Below are 18,190 nucleotides of genomic sequence, written 5' to 3' on the forward strand. Positions count from 1 at the left end.
GTCACCGTCTCCGGTTTTCAGCGTCTCCTCGCGCGGCGGGCCAGCATACAGCCCGCTCCCAGCAGCCCCAGCATCGCTGACCCCGGCTCCGGGATCGGGGAAACCACTCCATGGATCGAAAGGTCATCGATCCTCACCCAGCTCGACCATCCGGAAGGAAGCGGATCGGCCACCGCGTTGTAGAAGACCATCTGGAAGGTGACCGTTCCCGTCAGATTTGACAGGGCACCGGGGGTGGTTTCCGAAAACGCCAGATCAAACGCATTGAAAGGGCTGCCTGACGATCCGCTTTCCGCGGTCACCAGGCCGGTCGCCACGGTGTTGAATCCACTCCCCGTGTCCAACCGCAGCGAGAAGTTCGGCGCGGTGTTCTGGCCTCCGATGTTCGCGTTCATCGTGAGCTTTTCCAAGGTAAGCATCTGCCCGGACCCGGGAGTGAGGGTGAAGGAAAAATAACGTCCGGCCCCGATGGCAAATGCCTCGGTCGAGTTCAGCCCGCTGCCGGATACTCCCAGTGCGCTGGGACTGGATGTACCAAGGGTTACCCCGCTCCGCTGCAGGGTGATCGCACCGCTTGCGGCCGCCAATGCGGAGGCGGACACTCCGCCGACCGTCATGGTGGGATCAAGGACCACATCGGTCCCTGATGTTCCGAACCCATAGGTCACCAGCGAAGCTCCATCCGCGGCCGGGGCCAGCAATCCCAATACGGTGGCGAATGCACAAAAAAGAAACGAGGTACCTGGTTTCATGCCTCCACCCTACCCCCCATCCGGCGGGCCGCAAGGGATTTGCCCCGCTGAAACCCGCACTTTATCCACCGTCCCCTGAGGTTCAGTATTGAACCCCGGCCCCCGAGCATCCAATTTCCGCCCGCCATGTCCGAACGCAAGACTCTCGACGAACGCAACCAGATGACCGACCTGGAACGGCTCCGCCATTCCGCAGCGCACGTCATGGCCACCGCCATCCTCCGCATCTGGCCGGACGCCCAGTTTGCCTACGGTCCGCCGATCGAGAGCGGATTCTACTACGACTTCGAGATGAAGCACCGTGTCACGCCGGATGACTTCGAGAAGATCGAGGCGGAGATGAAAAAGATCGCGAAGGAGAACCAGAAGTTCGAGCGCAAGGTCATTTCACGCGAGGAAGCGAAGGCGATGGCCGAAAGCGGACGCCTCGGCGGCCTGTCGGAGCGCCCGGGGAATCCGTCCCGCTTCAAGCTGGACCTCATCGACAAGATCCCGGAAGGCGAGGAAATCTCCTGCTTCCAGAACGGGGAATTCATCGACCTCTGCGCCGGCCCGCACGTGGGCTACACGGCGAAGTGCAAGAACACGAAGCTGATGTCCGTCTCCTCGTCCTTCTACATGGGCGATGAGTCGAAGGGCCAGCTCCAGCGGCTCTACGGCACCGCCTTCGAAAGCAAGGAACTGCTCGAGGAACACCTCAACCGTCTGGAGGAAGCGAAGAAGCGCGACCACCGCCGCCTGGGCAAGGAGCTGGGGCTATTCCACATCGACGAAGCCGTCGGCCAGGGCCTCATCCTCTGGAAGCCGAAGGGCGCGCTCGTCCGCCGTTCCCTGCAGGAGTTCATCACCCAGGAGCTGGACAAGCAGGGCTACTCCCAGGTCTTCACCCCGCACATCGGCAAGCTGGACCTCTACCGCACCTCCGGCCACTTCCCCTACTACCAGGAAAGCCAGTATCCGGCCATCCCGGAGCGGGACGTGCTGGAAAAGCTGGCCGATGAGGACGCCACCTGCGCCACGCTCATCAACGGCCTCAACGAGGGAACCTACGAAGGTTACCTGCTGAAGCCGATGAACTGCCCGCACCACATCAAGATCTTCGCCAGCGACCACCACTCCTACCGCGACCTGCCGGTGCGTCTGGCGGAGTTCGGCACGGTCTATCGCTGGGAGCAGTCCGGCGAGCTGGGCGGCATGACCCGCGTCCGCGGCTTCACCCAGGATGACGCCCACCTTTTCTGCACGCCGGACCAGGTGGCGGAGGAAGTGAAAGGCTGCCTGGACCTGGTGAAGAAAGTCCTCAATACCCTGGGCATGCACGAATACCGCGTGCGCCTCTCCCTCCGTGATCCGTCGTCCGACAAATACGTCGGCTCCCCGGAGAACTGGGACAAGGCGGAGGCCGCCCTGCGCGATGCCGTGCAGACCCTGGGCGTGGACTACACCGAGGAACTCGGCGAGGCCGCCTTCTACGGACCGAAGATCGACTTCGTGGTGAAGGACGTCATCGGCCGCGACTGGCAGCTCGGCACCGTGCAGGTGGACTACAACCTGCCCGTGCGCTTCAAGCTTTCCTACATCGGCCCGGACAACCAGCCGCACACCCCGGTGATGATCCACCGCGCGCCGTTCGGCTCGCTGGAGCGCTTCACCGGCCTGCTCATCGAGCACTTCGAGGGCAAGTTCCCGGCATGGCTCGCCCCGGAGCAGGTCCGCGTCCTCCCGATTTCCGACAAGACGCTGGAAGCCGCGGAAGAACTCACCGCAAAGCTGGCGGACGCCGGCGTGCGCGTGACCATCGACCGCAGTTCCGACAAGATCGGCGCGAAGATCCGCAACACCCGTCTGGAGCGCGTGCCCTACATGCTCGTCCTCGGTGCGCGTGAGGTGGAGGAAGGCACCGTCTCCGTCCGCCACCGCGACAAGGACGACCTCGGCACCAAGCCGGTGGACGAGGTCATCGCGTCCATCGTGGAGGAGATCCGTGCGCGGTCGCTGTAAAAAGAACGCCCTCGTATCCTTCTGAACGCGCTCGGTCCCACGCGGCCAAGCGTTGGGGTAGCGGAAGTCGTGAGACTTCCGGCTGGGGGGAAGTCTGTCCACGCCCGGAGCTTGTTTCTTGATGGACGTCTTCCCAGCCGAATCTCTCACGAGGTTCGCTACCCATCGACAGCGGCCATCAAGTCCCTACCTGCTTATCAGGAAGCTGTGCCTTCATCCCCTTCTCGTTGCTTGATTCCCACCGACCTATCCCCGAGCATGGGAGATGGATTTCACCAATTTCCTCCTGCTGGACGACAACGGCGATCAGGCGGACGCCGACGCATGCGGTCCGCATGTCGCGTTCAACTGCATGGATTGCGGATACGCGGTATTGGCCAGTGCCATCGAAAACAAGCGTGGCTTCGACAGATACCATCCGGCCGAATGCCGGGGATGTGGGGAACAATACTTCCTCGATGTGCGCGACCACGCGGAGAAGCTCTATATTCTCAGGCTCATGGAATATTGACGGAACATGAATCTTCCCTTCACGGCTCATCCTTCCCCCAGAACACCGACAACCATGAAAGCCCTGCTCGCCATAGCCGCCGCCATCAGCCTCACAGCACTCCCGGCTCACGCGATTTTCTCACAGTTCATGGTGCTCCATGAAGATAGCTATAGGGGAGAACACGCGAAGTACCGGCCCACTCTCAGAGTGAATGAAAAGGATCCGGATTTCATCGATGTGAGAATCCCATACGTGGATGACGGACTATCCTACTGGCTGGTTGTCGCTAACGAGAGCATTGAAACCAAAAAACTGGAATTCCGATCCATTGTGTGGGGCGAAGCGCCCCCGAAATATGTTCAATCCGTTGCCCGGTTGGGCGAATCAACCTACCTTTGGGAATCCCCTCCCAAGCGACGGGGCTTCATCGATTTCACGATCCGAAAGGAGATCCTGGACCGATGCTACGTCTATCACGACTACGATTTCCCACTTGATGACGGAGGCTTCTATTACACCTATCACCTCTCGAAGCACAAAATCCAACCAGCGGGGACAGACACCTTGAAAAAGCCGGAAAACTGATTCTTCCCGCACGACAATCACCCGCACATGACCGATTCCCCATACGATCCTCCCCGAACCAATCCGCCGGATCTCCCGCCCGCTCCAAGCCCCTCTGGAGGTTTCCGAAAGTCATCCGACGGACTTCTCAGGTTCATTTCGCCATCAGGCAGCTTTTCCAGATGCGAATTGTTCATCGCCACCTTGGCATTGTTCTTACTGGCGGTCGCTATTTCGTTCGTCGCGCGGATCTCCCAAACGCCGGCCATTTCACTATTCATCTATTGTCTATATCCCGTGTGGGGAATGGCGCTCGGAAAACGATCACGGGATCTCGGAACGACTTTCACCTACGGCATGATCATCGGGATGTTATTTCCCATCATGGGTCTGGTCTTTCTGTTCCAACCGGGGGGCCAAAGCCAGGATCTGCCCATCCAACGCCGCAGCGAAGGCGGGAAACCGCCCCGAACCGACAGCCTGATTCACCCTTGCCACAAGCCCCAACCATCATGTCCCGTGAGTACTATGATTGCCTTTTCCGGTTTCGCGGAGCGGAGCGCCATCTCATCTGGTTCAGCGATGACCGTGATGGGGTATTTGCCGACGAGCACTACAAGGTCCCTACTTTCGCATCCACCGAATCCCTCGAATCGGCATTCCCGAGATTGGTTCATGGCCAACTGAAAATCGAGTCACCCATCCTGCAAGATCTTGATTCCGTTGAGGCTTCCTGCCGATCATCCGGAAAACTGGAGATCGACTGCGGAAGTTTCCTTACGGCATGGAATCTTTACGTTGATGTGGCGCGGAGTGTCGGCGACAGAGGTTCTGCTTATCTCGATAGCGATTCCTCGCTGGACGCCGAGTATGACAAACTTTTTCATGGTAACAATTTTCCAGCCATGACGCCTCCGGGACAGCACTACATCCCATCTTGGAGCGACAGCGAGCGGGACAACATCAGGAAGCACCTCATTCTGGGTTCCGAGCTTTTCGGGGAGTCGATTTTCAGGCACGAGTTGATTGGAGGATTGGAATGACATGAGGCGTAGAAAGATCATCTCCCTCACAGCATTCGCACTGGTGGTGCTCGGCGGCATGATCTGGTGCTTCAGACCCTACCCGGAAATTGATCAGCGCCAGGCTCATCCTTCATTGAGGTATCTGGATGACTCCGCGACCTGCGCATGGACGTCCTTTGGAGATGGAGGGAGCATGGCCATCGAAGTGCATCGACCAAACAAGACGGTGGTCACCCTTTGCCTTTCCAATGGCTTGGACCAACCCTTCGGTGATCGAGGCCAACTTTACGTTGGAGCCTCCCACCACACCCTGCCGGGTGCGGCCAGGATCACCGGGTTCGCCCACACGAAATACGTGGTGGCAAACCTGCTCGCCCGGGACCTTCCCGGCCATTCCTATCTACGGGAACCCATCGCCCTCTTGACCGGGCGGATTCCCGACTGGATCATGTTTTTCATGGAAGACCCTTCACACGCTTCCACATTGCTCCGATCCGCTTTCTGAGCGGTGAACGACTGAAACCCAACAGAAACAACCCATGCAAAAGGTAACGCCATTTCTGTCCTTCGACGGCTGCGCCGAGGAAGCCGCCCGGTATTATGTTTCCCTGCTGCCGGATTCGAGGATCGACCGGATCACGCATTCTCCGATGGAGACGGAGGGCGGAGCGCCCGGAACCGTCCTGATGGTGGAGTTCACGCTGGCGGGCACGAAATACCTCGCGCTCAACACCCCGGGCTTCCAGTTCACGGAGGCGGTTTCCTTCCTGATCGCCTGCGAGACGCAGGAGGAAACCGACCGCCTGTGGACCGCCCTGACCGCGGATGGCGGAAAGGAAATCGCCTGCGGCTGGCTGAAGGACCGCTGGGGCGTCTTCTGGCAGGTGACGCCCACCCGACTGATGGAACTCATCGGCGACTCCGACCGCGACCGCGCGCGGCGGGCGATGGAGGCGATGTGCGAGATGGTGAAGATCGACATCGCCGGGGTGGAGCGGGCGGCGGATGGGAAGTGAGGAATGGTTCCCTCCACCGATGGTTCCCAGTCCCTCCCGAGATCCAGCCAAGACCTATGAGTTCCACCCTCCAACGGGACCAGGCATGCGCCCTGGCGAATATACCATCCATGTAACTATTGCCCCCGATGTTCCTTTACCTGACAACCGCTTTCCTCGCGGCCGTCGTCCTCTTCACGACAATTCCCGCAGCGATCCACGAAGCAAACCGTGTTCATATTCTTCACGGGAGAAAGCCGAATGCTGGAATAGCCTTTGTCCCGGACTTGCTGATTTTCATCGCTATCGGATGCCTCGGAGTCTGCATTCTCGACCAGTTTCTCGGAAGGACGATCGCATGGGTGGGACTGGCTGGTTCATCAACCGCGATCCTCACACTTTCCATCACGAAGTCCGTTCGCTCTCTCCGGAGCTATAACAAATTTCTGGAAGAGCATTATCGCAACCTGCAGGAATCAAGCGCATCGCCCCAGTTACCGCGCCCGCCGGGCGATGGAAGCCATGTGTGAAATGGTGGAAATCGACATCGCCGGGGTGGAGCGCGCAGCAGAGGACGGGTAAGGCCGGGATGGGCTTTTTGAAAGAAATGGCACCCGGGGGTGAGAGGCATCACCACTCTCGGGAATGTAGCGGCGTGGCTGCGCCACGACGGTTGTGTGGACCAGCCTTCTTCCTGCAGCGCCAGATTACAGAGCGGATGGCAAAGACGGGTCGAAAGAAGAAACCGGACCCGGAAGGAGAGAGGCAAGTCCACCCGGCCGGAATGGCGCAGCCATTCCGCTACCGAAATGCCATTGTCCCCAGAAATTTCCGGCTTGCGGGGCGGGTGATTCTCCCGTATTTACATCGATCAAGATGCGCTGCCGGATCTCCGGATGACGGAAAGACGCGTCAAACGGCCTCACGCCGCCCCATGATTTTCCAGGAACGCCCCATCATCAACCTGAACACCGGTTCCAGCAACCGGCGTGTTTCCGTCGCGCGTCATCTATGACCGGACATCAGGACCGTTCCCTGCCACTCTTCGTCCCGGCCCCGTGCATCGGCCACGCCAAGGCGCGCTCCGGAACGTCGCATCTACCCACCGGAGGACAAAGCCATCGCTAAGCCAAACAGAGACCAAAACAGGGGTCGTTACCGCGACATGACGCGGGTCAACGACCGAATCCGCGCCCCACGCGTCCGCGTCGTGCTCGCCAACGGCGACCAGCTCGGCGTGATGAGTTCACGCGACGCCCTCTACAAAGCCCAGTCGCTGGGTCTCGACCTGGTCGAGATCGCCGGTCAGGCGGACCCGCCGGTCTGCAAGATCATCGACTACGGGAAGTACAAGTATGAGCAGGCGAAGCTGAAGAAGCAGAAGTCGAAGGCCTCCACCCGGATGAAGGAAGTGAAATTCCGCGTCGGCACCGGCCAGCACGACTACAACATCAAGCTGGGCCGTGCGGAGGGATTCCTGGACACGAACCACAAGTGCCGCTTCGTCCTCCAGTTCCGTGGCCGTGAGAACGCCCACAAGGACCTTGGTTTCGTCGTGCTCAACCGGATCATCGAGGACCTGAAGACGATGGCCCAGGTGGACCAACCGCCGAAGCTGAACGGCCGCGCCGTCGCCATGATCCTCTCCCCTCTCCCGCAACACCAGCGGAAGAGGAAGTTCCACCTCTTCCACGGCGAGCTGATGGAGGAAGACGACTTTGAGGATGAAGAAGGCGGCCACGCCGAGGATGACTTCGACGACATCCCGGACGAATCCCCGGATGACGCTCCCTCCGCGGAAGCAGCCGAGGAAGCGAAGAACTGAGTCCGGAAGCGGGCCTGATGCTCTACCTTTTCGACATTGACGGCACCCTTGTGGATACAAGCGGTGCCGGCATGAAGGCGCTCCAGGAAGCGAGCCTGCGGCTTTTCGGCCACGAAGGTCCGCCGCTGGATCTGGCGGGAAGCACGGATCTGGGCGTTGTCGCGCTGATCCATGCCCACTTCGGCGTGGAGTCGACCGCCGAGCGGATCGAGTGTTATTTCAGCACCTATCTGGAGTGCCTGGACCGCAATCTGGCGGGCGCGGAACTACCCGGCAGGGTGCTGGATGGGGTGCCGGAGATCCTGACGGAGCTTTCCTCCCGGCCGGACTGCACCCTCGGGCTGCTGACGGGGAATATCTCCGGTGGCGCCGCCTCGAAGATGCGCCACTTCGGACTGGACCACTACTTTCCGTTCGGGGCCTACGGGTGCGACCACGCGGACCGCAACCAGCTTGGTCCCATCGCGCTTGAGCGGGCATCCCGGCATGCGTCGCGCGCCTTTCTCCCAGCGGAGACCTGGGTGATCGGCGACACGCCGAAGGACATCGCCTGCGCGCACGCCATCGGCGCCCGCTGCCTCGCGGTCGCCACCGGCCGCTACTCTGTCACGGAGCTTTCCGCCGCAGGAGCGGATGTGACCGTCCCTTCGATGAAGGAGGCGCTCCAGCATCTGGCTTGAGAGAGCCATCACGCGGGGCCGCCGTCGTCAGACAGGCACACGGAAAAGCCCGCCACGGGAGGTGGCGGGCTTCCTTTGATCCTTCAATGAACCGGTCGTCCCTTCTCAGGGAGCGGTGCCAGCCGCAGCCGGAGCGGCGCGCGGCGGCTCGACATTCATGCATATGATGCCGATGCCCTCACCCTTGTGCTTGGGGTCGAACAGGAACATCACCCAGCGCTTCGTGCTGAAATGCTCCCACAGTGTCTGCTTCACGGGGGTGGGGTTGCGCACCGTTCCGTCGTAGCGGTAGATGATCAGTTCCATCCCCCTGTTTGTGGGGTCCTGGTAACTGCTGTCGGACATGATCTCGTTCTGTGCAGGCCTGAGCGTGAGCTTTTTCTTGCCCAGGTTCATCTCGATGGGGGTCCTGCAGAAGTTGAAGATCTTGTAGTCCCCTCCCTTGAGGGCTTTGGCGGACACATCATAGGCCAGCAACCGGATCTTCCCCTGACCGGCGTCAGCGGCGATGAGCAGGATGTTGTCCACCCCCTGGGGCAGCTCAACGACAGCCAGTGGCGGAGGCGCCTGTTGCCCGGCGGGAGGCGGGGCAAAGGCCTCCTCCGAAGCCCTGATCTCAAATTTCCGCGAACCCGTGTAGCGGATGGGAGCGCCCAGTCCGGAGCCGTTGGCTCCGAACGGCTGGATCTCCTCTCCATTCCTGAAGAACGCCTTGAATCCGCCGGGCGGTCCACCCAGCGCATAGGTGATGAGGGTGGTCTGGAACTTCTCCTGGGCGACTGCGGTGCAGGTCAGAAGACCCAGCAGGATCAAGAATTTACGGATCATGGAGGTTTTTATTAGATTTCGTTCGGGTTCAGCCAGCGGAACGAGATCATTTTCATCCTGCGGCCGAATTCAACGTTGATATCGCTGCGGAGGTCATCCTTGGCAAATGGATTGGACGGAGTTGGATCGTCGAAGGGAGCCTCAGGGGCGTCCGCAGGGTCCACGTAGTCCGGCATCCGCTGGATGAACGCCTCACACCATACCCGGGCGACCACCTTGCCCGTCTTGTCCAGGGCTTCACCGCAAGTACGGATCCGGAAGTAGTCGGAGCGCACCTGCATGACAGGGGCGAGGCACTGGAGGATATCCCCCTGCATGAGGTAGGCGGCGTGTCCCGCGGTCTGGTTTTCACCGGTGACCACGTTGCTCGCGAAGTTCGATCCCTGCGGGTTGGCGGCGGTCAGACCGACCGAGCCGTCGATGGATTTGTTGACCGAGCTGTCGATGGCGGCCTGAAGCGCACCCTTGACCTGGTGGTCCCTGTCGGAGGAATACGGGTTGCGGTTGACGAACTCCGCCATGCTGCGGAACGGGCCGCGGCTCTTGACTTCCTTGACGATCTCCTCGGCAAGCAGGTCGAGTTCGTCATCAGTGATCTCCCTCCAGCCCTGCCAGAAGGCGGTCTTGCGCGCTCCCCCGGTGTATCCGCTCGGGTCCACCACGTGGTTGAAGCGGCTGAACCGGATGCCCTTCGGATCCACATACTTCGGATCCGCCGGCGCCCCCAGGTCAATCACGGGGATCTCGGAACCGTCCATGGTGGAAAGGATCGCCTTCCAGGCCAGTTTCGAGGTGGAGTTCACGTTGAACGCGCCTTCGATCATGATCCGGGTGGAAATGGTCTGCGGTGCGTTGTCACCGGCATCGGAAATGATCTTGTCGATGGATTCGTCACCCGGAAGCTCGGTGTAGACCATCCGCGGGTTCGGCAGCGACTTGGTGCGGAGGAGGAGGGCGTTCCTGTCGAAGGCACGGTCGAAGGAACTTCCACCACCCTTGTAGTCAGGGGCGAGGGTCGAGAAGAAGACGGTGTCCCACAGCTTGTTGTTCGCCTCATAGGAGATATCAACGACATTGAAGCCCATGTTCCCGAAGTTGGTCTTGACGATGTTGTTGAGGGGAATGCGGGTGTTGGCGTAGGAGTTGCCGACCACGAATCCCGGCTCAAAGCCATAGCGGGAAAGGTTCGCATGCTGGAACTGGCCGATGGAGGTCAGGGGTGCCTGGGGCACGTCATAGACCACGACGTTTGGCAGGCCGCCTTCCGTGGAGGTGGAAGCAGGGCCGGTCAGACCGCGCCACCTTTTTCCATCCCGTCCGCCTTCGGAATCCGGCATCTGGCCACCCCTCTGGTCAAACTGGGCGACGAGGCCGCGGCTGCCGCCCTGGCCATCCCCCATCGAGGAAGAGCTGCGTCCACCGAGAAGGTTGGAGGAGAAGTTCCATCCCTGCATGTTGCCCTGCTCGTTCCTGGAACCGTCGAACCGGAAGTTGTTCGTCATCACGCGTGGATTCGCGTCGATCCAGCCGCGCAGGCCTTGGGAGCCTTCCGCTTCGGTCGAGTTGCGGGTGTAGAACCTCCAGGTCGCGATGTGCTGGGGAAAGGTCAACTGATCCACCGAGAAGCTGGGCATGTCATCCGCGAGCTTGGTCACCGGCTCCGGGATGGCGATCTGGGCCGTGCCATTCTTGCCACCGTTCCAGATATCCGTGTAACGGTTGAGGTGGGTTTCGATCTTCGGACCAGCCTTCAGGGTATACCAGGTGCTGGCCGCCTTCAGGTCGATGTTCGGGAAGCGCGCCGCCGTCATCACGACCACCGCGGGATGGGTATCCTGGAGGGTCATGTACTCCACGGTAAGGCGGGTGCCCGAAGGATATTGCAGGCGCTTGCTGTCATGGATACGGACGGGATTCGAGCCCGGGTTGTCGATCCGGAGAGGGATGGAGTAGCCACCATCCGCATCCCATTGGTCGCTCAACGTGCTGGATGTCTGGATCGGTGGATTCCCCGCGACGGAGAACAGCCGGAACTCACCGGGCTGGAAAGTCGCCGAAGGAGTGCGGACGCGGAAGTAGGAACCACCACCATTTCCATCGATCGGGAACATGCCGTCACTCTGGACGTGCCAGTACTCACGCAGGCAGATGGTGATCTCCTGCGGGGAGACATTGACCCCATCCGGGTCGATGTAGGGCGTGACGACATCGGATTTCAGCCTGACGAACGGACCGCTCGCCCATTCCAACTGGTAGATCGAAGCCTGGATGTGGACGTTATATGGATTCCAGAGGCCGACCAGCGGCTTGTACATCATGGTCACACCATAGACCGGCGTCCGGGCGGGCGGAGGCATCGAGCCGATGATGTCGGTCTTGAGGGAGAATCCGAGCTGGGACATGGCCATCACGGGGCTCAGACCGCTGTTCGTGTGCTGGATGTCTTCCTGGAAACCCTGGCCCTTGTAGAACTCACGGTATGGCAGCCAGTTCGGCTGGCGGAGGTTGGAGTCAACCCGCGGGTTGAGGCCGATCATCGGGGAGGTGCTGCCCTGCACGGTTTCCCACAGACGCGCATAGTTGTAGAGGATGCCCCAGTTCGGACCGACGAAGCCGTTCGAGTAGCTGTTGGTGATGGTCGGGCTGAGGGTGAACTTGGTGCGGTCCGGATTCGTCCCGAAATTATACACCACCGTTCCCGAGACGTGGCCGAGGGTACCGTTGGGAACCAGCGTCGGTTTGCCTCCGAAGAAATCCGAAACGAAATTCTGGTTCTGCTGGGACCTGTCCAGAAGGAGGGAGAGGTCCTTCTTCATCCCGCCGTCCCGTACGTTCACCGGCAGGCCGAATCCCCCGGTGGTGAGGTCATTGAAGTAGTATTTCGGGATCTCATCGCGATCGAGGTCCCCGGAGTCCTTCGCGGCCAGGGCAACGGTTCCCATGGAGACCAGCGTCCGGCGGTCCACGGAGTCATTGTAGTCCGAATCGAAGCCCGCCCACATGTTGCGGTGCTTGCGGTCGAAAGCCGCGAAACCGGGCTCGCGCGGGGATTGGGAACGCCCCACCCGCTCATAGCCCGTCACCTTCTCCGGGTTTCCGAGGTCGATCCTGACCTTGGTGCCCTCATCCCCCACCCAGTAGGCATACCGGCCATCCAGTTGCTTGCCTTGGACGGTCACGTATTCAGCGCGCAGTTCCTTGCGGCCTGGCTCGCTGGACGGAGGCCTCGCCAGAACCGCCGAGTTCGCGTCATCCAGCGTGTTCTCCGGATCCGGATTCGAACCGCTGACCAACCAGGTCGGTTGGGAGTTCTTGTTCTCGATCCCTGCTCTCCAAACTCCGGTCCAATAGGGATTGGCTTCGGAACCGATGATTTCGGCAGTACCGGTGACCCGTTGGTCGGGTCCGGCTTCCTTCTGGAGGTGGCCGATCGCCAGCATCAGGGCCATCCGGGCATTCGCGCGGGCGATCGCCTGGGCGGAGTCCCGGTCAACACTGCGCAGGGTGACGGTGCTCAGCGACAGCGTGGCGACCACGACGACGACCAAAAGGACCATCATCGAGATCGTCACCACAAGCGCGAAACCATCGCGTCTCTGGAGATTGGAAGTGGGTTTCATAGGGGTTTTTCGGGTTCGGTGGAAGACCAGTAGCACAACCTACATGGTATTTACAATATAAAAGTGCGGGTCAGCCAAGAAATTCCAGGGAGGGAGATCCCCCTTCCTCGTCCACATGATGACACACGATGGGCTGCGCATGATGATGTTGGACCAGGTGATGGAAGATCCGCGTCCGGCGGGTTGTATCCAACCGATCACCGGTGGACAGGTTTCGAAATTTAGTTGCTTCGCCCGCCACGGCAATTTCCAAATGAAAATCCTCGCTGATTTTTAACGGAAAAATCACCTGTTCAGCCTTGCGCTCCCTTCCCATATCCATGTGCCGCTTCCTCCGCCCCGCCACCGCGCTCGTTCTCCTTCCGCTGCTGACAGCCCTTCCCTGCCCGGCAGCCCCCTCCATTTACAACAGCGAGCCGGGTGACCCGAGCCCGATCCCCGCTGATGAGGCACTGCGCCAGCTCAAGCTGCCGGAAGGCTTCAACGCCACCTTGTTCGCCGCGGAGCCGGAGATCCAGAACCCCATCGCGGCGGCGTGGGATCACCGGGGACGTCTCTGGGTGGCGGAAAACTATACCTACGCGGAGCGGCAGAAGCGCTTTGACCTGGAGCTGGACGACCGGCTCATCGTCTTCGAGGACCGGGACAACGACGGGCGGGCGGATTCGCGGAAAATCTTCACGGACAAGGTGAAACTGCTCACCAGCGTGGAAACCGGCATGGGCGGCGTGTGGCTGATGTGCCCGCCGCAGCTCCTTTTCATCCCGGACGCGGATGGGGATGCCGTGCCGGACGGCCCGCCGCAAGTGGTGCTGGATGGCTTCGACGTGGCGAAGGACAACTACCACAACCTCGCCAACGGCCTGCGCTGGGGACCGGACGGCTGGCTCTACGGCCGCTGCGGCCACTCCTGCCCGGCCAAGCCCGGAATCCCCGGCACGCCGGAGAAAGAGCGCCCATCCATGAAGGGCGGCATCTGGAGATACCACCCCGTGCGGAAAACCGTGGAGGTGCTGACCACCGGCGCGGTCAACTCCTGGGGCCACGACTGGGACCGGCACGGCGAGGGATTTTTCATCAACACCGTCATCGGCCACCTCTGGCACATCATCCCCGGGGCGGACTTCAAGGAAAGCGGCACCTCGGTCAGCCCGCATCCGGACTATTATGAGCGGATGGACATGATCGCGGACCACTACCACTTCGACACGAACGGAAAGTGGCAGGACTCCCGCGACGGCGCGGCGAATGACTTCGGCGGTGGGCACGCCCACATCGGGGCCATGATCTACCAAGGTGAGGGCTGGCCGGAGAAATACCGCGACCGGCTCTTCACCCTCAACATGCACGGCCGCCGGGCGAATGTGGAGCGGCTGGAACGCACCGGCTCCGGCTATGTCGGGAAGCATGATCCGGATGTGTTTTTCTGGGAAGATCCATGGTTCCGTGGCATCGAGATCACCCAGGGTCCGGACGGCTCCGCCTTCGTCCTCGACTGGAGCGACACCGGGGAATGCCATGACCACACCGGCGTCCACCGCACCAGCGGCCGCATCTACAAGATCCGCCACGGCCAGCCGGCGGCACCGGATCTTTCCGACCTTGGGAAAATCACACCTGACGGAGCGGAGCGCCTGATTCGGAATCCGAACGTCTGGTATGAGCGGCAGCTCCGAGTCCGGTTGATGACCCAGCCCCCTGCCCCGGAGGTCAGGGACCGGATCCTGAAATTGGCCACGGGTCCGGAAAACAGCACCATCACCCGCCTGCGCGCGTTGTGGACCTCCCATGCCATCGGTGCGTTGAAAGAGGACACCATGCTGGGACTGCTCGGCGAAAAGGATGAGCACCTCAGGGTGTGGGGCATCCGCTTCCTCACGGACGCTGTTCCAATCGACTACATGGGCGTGCCACGGCTTCCGGACACCCCTCAAGCACTACTCTCTGGCACCTTCGGAAAATTCAAGGAACTCGCCCGCACGGACTCCTCCGGGCTGGTGAAGCTGACGCTGGCCTCTGCCCTGCAACGCCTCGGAAAGGAACAGCGGTCGGAACTGGCGGTACTGCTAGCGGCGGATGCCACCTACGCGGATGACCCGCAGATGCCGTTCATGATCTGGTATGGCATCCTGCCCCTCGCCGGAGGATTCGATCCCGGTGTGCTCGATAAGATCGCCGCAGTGACTTCCTCTCCCAAGCTCGCCAGATGGACCGGACGCTTCCTTGCGAATCCCGCACCGGATCCGTTCAGGCCCGCACAACTCCAGAACCTGCTGGCGGCCCCCATCCCGGAAAAAATGCGCCCAGCCCTCGTCGCAGGCATTTCGGATGCGCTCAATGGCATCAGCAAGGCGGAGGGACCGCCAAACTGGAGCGAGTTCGCCGCCACCGTCACTGACCCCGCATCCCAGCCCGCCATCCAACGCATCAGCCTGCTCTACGGTGACCGCCAGGTCGCGGAATCCCTGCAGGCGACGGTCCGCAATGAGGATGCACCGATGGGAGAACGGCAGGCCGCGCTCGACATCCTGATCGATGCGAAGATCCCGGGGCTGCGCGAGCTTTGCGAATCCGTGCTGGGAACCCCGAAGCTCAACGGCAACGCCATCCGTGGGCTGGCGCTGTCCGGGGATCCGGAAGTCGCTAGGTTGCTGGCCGCGAACTTCGGGAAATTCGAGCCCGTCTCGCAAGGACACCTGATCGATGCCATGACGGGCAGGCCGGACTGGGCGACCGTCCTGCTGGACGAGATTTCCGCCGGGCGGATCCCGAAGACCGCGCTCCCCGCCTTTTCCGCACGACGGATCGTTGCGCTGAAGAACAATGCGCTCACCAAACGGCTCAATGAGGTGTGGGGCAGCCTTGGCAGTTCCGCGGCGGACAAGACCAAGGAGATCGCCGCGCTGAAGAAGAAACTCACCCCGCAGACACTCGCCGCGGCGGACCTGAAAAACGGCCGCCAGCTCTACGCCGGCATCTGCGGAGCGTGCCACACGCTCTATGGGGAAGGCGGGAAGATCGGCCCGGACCTGACCGGCTCCGGGCGTACGAACCTGGACTACCTTCTGGAAAACATCGTCGATCCCAGCGCGGTGGTGAGCGCGGACCACCGCATCACCACCGTGACGCTCAATGACGGAAGGGTCATCAGCGGCACCCTCGGTGCGAAGACCGACCGCACCCTCACCGTCAAATCCCCCGCCGGGGACACCACCGTCGAGATTTCCAACATCACCAAACAGGAAAGCACCACCACCTCCCTGATGCCGGAAGGGCTGCTCACCGCCTTCCAGCCGGACCAGGTGCGGGACCTCATCGCCTATCTGATGCACCCGATGCAGGTGGAGTGAATGACTGGAGGCCAGGGACGCCATTCCATGGCGTCAGGCGGGGAGTATCCACGATCATCCCATGACTCCGATCTGACATGGAGCCGGTCCTGCGTTTCCATGGCGTTCGCTTTTCGATTACCACTATCGGAAGGTTCTGCCAGCCTTCCCCCACCGGACGCCATGGAATGGCATCCCTGCCAGCACGCCGGACTTCCAGGAAGTCCCTGCCCCGCCCGGATATTTTCACGGAAATCCCATCGTATTTTCACGGGCCGCCGCTATGGTGCCACCAACCGCATGGACACACCTTCCAAGGACAGCAACCGCCAATGGTGGCAGGGACAGGCGAAACGGACCGCCCGCCGCATCAATCTGGCGTGGTGGCTGGAAACCCTGGCCACCCCTCTGATCGTCGGCGGACTGGCCGGTGCCGCCGGCCTGCTGGTCATCCGCAACCGTGAGATCGAGCTTCCCCCGGCGATGCTGGCCGGGGTGATCGGCGGTGCGGTCCTGCTGATCGGCCTGATCTGCTGGGTGGTCGCGGCACGGCGGTTCGAAAAGCCGGAGCGGTCGCTGGTGCGCATCGAGGCGACCATGGAGATGAAGAACGCGCTTTCAGCGGCAACGGCGGGAGTCGCCCCGTGGCCCGCCCCGGTGCCGGAGGTGGACCCGGGCGTGCGCTGGCACTGGCCGCGGCTGGTCGTTCCGCCACTGGCCGCGCTGGCGCTGCTCGCCGCCGGGCTTTTCATTCCCGTTTCCTCCGCGAAGACCCCCACCACCCCTCCGGAACAACCACAGGCGTGGAAGCAGCTCGACTCCTCCCTGGAGCACCTGTCGAAGGAGGAACTGGTGGATGAGAAATACCTGGAGGAAACCCGGAAGAAACTGGAGGAGCTGAAAGCCCAGAAGGAGGAGCAATGGTTCAGCCACTCTTCCCTGGAGGCGACGGACTCCCTGAAGAAGGAACACCGTTCCGAAATGGACCGGGTGGAGCAGGAACTGGAACGGGCGGAGAAAGCCCTGGAGTCCCTGGAAAAGAACGGTGGCGCCAACCAGGCGGAGAAGGAACGCCAGCTCAACGAATTCCAGCAGGCCATGCAGGGCCTCCAGAACGGCGCCATGAAGCCGAACCCCGAGTTGCTGGAACAACTGAAGCAAATGGACCCGAACAAGCTCGGCCAGCTCAGCAAGGAGCAGATGCAGCAGCTCCGGGAGAACCTGAAAAAGAATGCCAACGGCATGAAAAAGGGCCAGGGCGACGGCCAGGGGGATGACTGGTCGGACGAGTTGCTCGCCGACGAGAATGGTGATGGCGAGGGCAAGGGACCCGGTGACAAGCCCGGCAACGGACGCGGCAAAGGTGGCGTGAACCGCGGCCCCGGCCATGATCCGGGCGTTCTCGGAAATGAGAAGGACGGTCTGGAAACCGGTGATCTCACCGCCGTGGAGTCCAGGGACCTGTCGAATGCCCTGCCCGGTGACCTCCTCCAGTTGCAGGACGGCGAGCATGACGTGGACAAGAGCGGCTCGAGGATCACCCAAGGGGGCAACACCGACGCCACGGGAGCCGGTGGTGACCGGGTCTGGAAAGACAGCCTGGATCCCGGCGAGCAGAAGACGCTGAAGAAGTTCTTCGAGTGAGGGCAGCCGGGGCGTAGCGAAGCTCATGAGAGCTTCGGCGGGGTGCATGGCTGCCGCCAGCCGGTCCCCGCCACGCTTCCGACGCCATCCTCCCCAAACCGGGACCGTAGGGATGATGGTGGATTTCCCCAGCCGGAATGGCGCAGCCATTCCGCTACCCCTGCGGGCGGATCCCGGGCGTAGCGAAGTTCGTGAGAGCTTCGGCGGGGTGCATGTCTGTAGCGTGATGGCTGCGCCATCACGGTGGGGTGGATCTCTGCCGCCAGCCGATCCCCGCCACGCCTCCGACCCCATCCCCCCAAACCGGGACCGTAGGGAAGATGGTGGATTTCCCCAGCCGGAATGGCGCAGCCATTCCGCTACCCCTGCGGGCGGATCCCGGACGTAGCGAAGCTCGTGAGAGCTTCGGCGGGGTGCATGTCTGTAGCGTGATG

15 protein-coding genes are annotated in these 18,190 nt (G+C 61.6%); 12 read left to right on the plus strand and 3 right to left on the minus strand.

All coding sequences use genetic code 11. The annotated features are described in order from the left end of the window. Nucleotides 1–17: 17 nt before the first annotated feature. The gene (locus OVA24_RS15525) at nucleotides 18–752 is read right to left on the minus strand and encodes a hypothetical protein (protein WP_267670849.1); all 735 of its coding nucleotides are present in this window, start codon (nucleotides 750–752) and stop codon (nucleotides 18–20) included. Nucleotides 753–878: 126 nt separating this feature from the next. Here OVA24_RS15525 and thrS point away from each other — a divergent pair, with 126 nt between their 5' ends. From thrS to OVA24_RS15570, 9 genes are all read left to right on the plus strand, one after another. Beyond that, on the plus strand, nucleotides 879–2,753 hold the full coding sequence (gene thrS / locus OVA24_RS15530; RefSeq protein ID WP_267670850.1) for a threonine--tRNA ligase: 1,875 nt from the start codon (nucleotides 879–881) through the stop codon (nucleotides 2,751–2,753). A 265-nt stretch (nucleotides 2,754–3,018) separates the two neighbouring features. Beyond that, complete coding sequence (locus OVA24_RS15535) at nucleotides 3,019–3,264, plus strand: hypothetical protein (RefSeq protein WP_267670851.1); 246 nt, start codon at nucleotides 3,019–3,021, stop codon at nucleotides 3,262–3,264. A gap of 54 nt (nucleotides 3,265–3,318) precedes the next feature. Then, nucleotides 3,319–3,831: a hypothetical protein gene (locus OVA24_RS15540; protein WP_267670852.1), complete on the plus strand. Its 513-nt coding sequence runs from the start codon at nucleotides 3,319–3,321 to the stop codon at nucleotides 3,829–3,831. A gap of 491 nt (nucleotides 3,832–4,322) precedes the next feature. Then, nucleotides 4,323–4,853, plus strand: coding sequence for a hypothetical protein (locus OVA24_RS15545; protein WP_267670853.1), 531 nt, complete (start codon nucleotides 4,323–4,325; stop codon nucleotides 4,851–4,853). A gap of 1 nt (nucleotide 4,854) precedes the next feature. Next, nucleotides 4,855–5,340 carry a hypothetical protein gene (locus OVA24_RS15550; protein WP_267670854.1) on the plus strand — a complete coding sequence of 162 codons (486 nt, stop codon included), beginning with the start codon at nucleotides 4,855–4,857 and terminating at the stop codon, nucleotides 5,338–5,340. Nucleotides 5,341–5,374: 34 nt separating this feature from the next. Next, complete coding sequence (locus OVA24_RS15555) at nucleotides 5,375–5,851, plus strand: VOC family protein (protein WP_267670855.1); 477 nt, start codon at nucleotides 5,375–5,377, stop codon at nucleotides 5,849–5,851. Nucleotides 5,852–5,979: 128 nt separating this feature from the next. Continuing rightward, a complete protein-coding gene (locus tag OVA24_RS15560; RefSeq protein ID WP_267670856.1) occupies nucleotides 5,980–6,360 on the plus strand; it encodes a hypothetical protein in 381 nt (126 codons plus the stop codon). A 635-nt stretch (nucleotides 6,361–6,995) separates the two neighbouring features. Continuing rightward, nucleotides 6,996–7,655, plus strand: a complete 660-nt coding sequence (gene infC, locus OVA24_RS15565) for a translation initiation factor IF-3 (RefSeq protein ID WP_267670858.1) — start codon at nucleotides 6,996–6,998, stop codon at nucleotides 7,653–7,655. Between the two features lie 17 nt (nucleotides 7,656–7,672). Then, the gene (locus OVA24_RS15570) at nucleotides 7,673–8,335 is read left to right on the plus strand and encodes an HAD family hydrolase (protein WP_267670859.1); all 663 of its coding nucleotides are present in this window, start codon (nucleotides 7,673–7,675) and stop codon (nucleotides 8,333–8,335) included. Nucleotides 8,336–8,440: 105 nt separating this feature from the next. Here the strand turns inward: OVA24_RS15570 and OVA24_RS15575 are convergent, their stop codons facing one another. Beyond that, a complete protein-coding gene (locus OVA24_RS15575; protein WP_267670860.1) occupies nucleotides 8,441–9,163 on the minus strand; it encodes a hypothetical protein in 723 nt (240 codons plus the stop codon). An 11-nt stretch (nucleotides 9,164–9,174) separates the two neighbouring features. Continuing rightward, entirely contained in the window at nucleotides 9,175–12,783 is a 3,609-nt protein-coding gene (locus OVA24_RS15580) for a hypothetical protein (RefSeq protein WP_267670861.1), read from the minus strand. Nucleotides 12,784–12,898: 115 nt separating this feature from the next. Between OVA24_RS15580 and OVA24_RS15585 the strand changes: the two genes are divergently transcribed. The 3 genes from OVA24_RS15585 to OVA24_RS15595 all read left to right on the plus strand — a co-directional run bounded on the left by OVA24_RS15585 (nucleotide 12,899) and on the right by OVA24_RS15595 (nucleotide 17,756). Beyond that, nucleotides 12,899–13,060, plus strand: a complete 162-nt coding sequence (locus OVA24_RS15585) for a hypothetical protein (RefSeq protein WP_267670862.1) — start codon at nucleotides 12,899–12,901, stop codon at nucleotides 13,058–13,060. Between the two features lie 43 nt (nucleotides 13,061–13,103). Next, complete coding sequence (locus tag OVA24_RS15590; protein ID WP_267670863.1) at nucleotides 13,104–16,133, plus strand: PVC-type heme-binding CxxCH protein; 3,030 nt, start codon at nucleotides 13,104–13,106, stop codon at nucleotides 16,131–16,133. Between the two features lie 279 nt (nucleotides 16,134–16,412). Next, nucleotides 16,413–17,756: a hypothetical protein gene (locus OVA24_RS15595; protein ID WP_267670864.1), complete on the plus strand. Its 1,344-nt coding sequence runs from the start codon at nucleotides 16,413–16,415 to the stop codon at nucleotides 17,754–17,756. Nucleotides 17,757–18,190: the final 434 nt, after the last annotated feature.

The organism is Luteolibacter sp. SL250, from assembly GCF_026625605.1.
In the GTDB taxonomy this organism is placed as follows: domain Bacteria; phylum Verrucomicrobiota; class Verrucomicrobiia; order Verrucomicrobiales; family Akkermansiaceae; genus Luteolibacter.

Bases quoted from the DNA above. Each gene is read 5' to 3' on its own strand.
- OVA24_RS15525 (WP_267670849.1), bottom strand. From the start codon at position 752: ATGAAACCAGGTACCTCGTTTCTTTTTTGTGCATTCGCCACCGTATTG.
- thrS (WP_267670850.1), top strand. From the start codon at position 879: ATGTCCGAACGCAAGACTCTCGACGAACGCAACCAGATGACCGACCTG.
- OVA24_RS15535 (WP_267670851.1), top strand. From the start codon at position 3,019: ATGGATTTCACCAATTTCCTCCTGCTGGACGACAACGGCGATCAGGCG.
- OVA24_RS15540 (WP_267670852.1), top strand. From the start codon at position 3,319: ATGAAAGCCCTGCTCGCCATAGCCGCCGCCATCAGCCTCACAGCACTC.
- OVA24_RS15545 (WP_267670853.1), top strand. From the start codon at position 4,323: ATGTCCCGTGAGTACTATGATTGCCTTTTCCGGTTTCGCGGAGCGGAG.
- OVA24_RS15550 (WP_267670854.1), top strand. From the start codon at position 4,855: ATGAGGCGTAGAAAGATCATCTCCCTCACAGCATTCGCACTGGTGGTG.
- OVA24_RS15555 (WP_267670855.1), top strand. From the start codon at position 5,375: ATGCAAAAGGTAACGCCATTTCTGTCCTTCGACGGCTGCGCCGAGGAA.
- OVA24_RS15560 (WP_267670856.1), top strand. From the start codon at position 5,980: ATGTTCCTTTACCTGACAACCGCTTTCCTCGCGGCCGTCGTCCTCTTC.
- infC (WP_267670858.1), top strand. From the start codon at position 6,996: ATGACGCGGGTCAACGACCGAATCCGCGCCCCACGCGTCCGCGTCGTG.
- OVA24_RS15570 (WP_267670859.1), top strand. From the start codon at position 7,673: ATGCTCTACCTTTTCGACATTGACGGCACCCTTGTGGATACAAGCGGT.
- OVA24_RS15575 (WP_267670860.1), bottom strand. From the start codon at position 9,163: ATGATCCGTAAATTCTTGATCCTGCTGGGTCTTCTGACCTGCACCGCA.
- OVA24_RS15580 (WP_267670861.1), bottom strand. From the start codon at position 12,783: ATGAAACCCACTTCCAATCTCCAGAGACGCGATGGTTTCGCGCTTGTG.
- OVA24_RS15585 (WP_267670862.1), top strand. From the start codon at position 12,899: ATGATGACACACGATGGGCTGCGCATGATGATGTTGGACCAGGTGATG.
- OVA24_RS15590 (WP_267670863.1), top strand. From the start codon at position 13,104: ATGTGCCGCTTCCTCCGCCCCGCCACCGCGCTCGTTCTCCTTCCGCTG.
- OVA24_RS15595 (WP_267670864.1), top strand. From the start codon at position 16,413: ATGGACACACCTTCCAAGGACAGCAACCGCCAATGGTGGCAGGGACAG.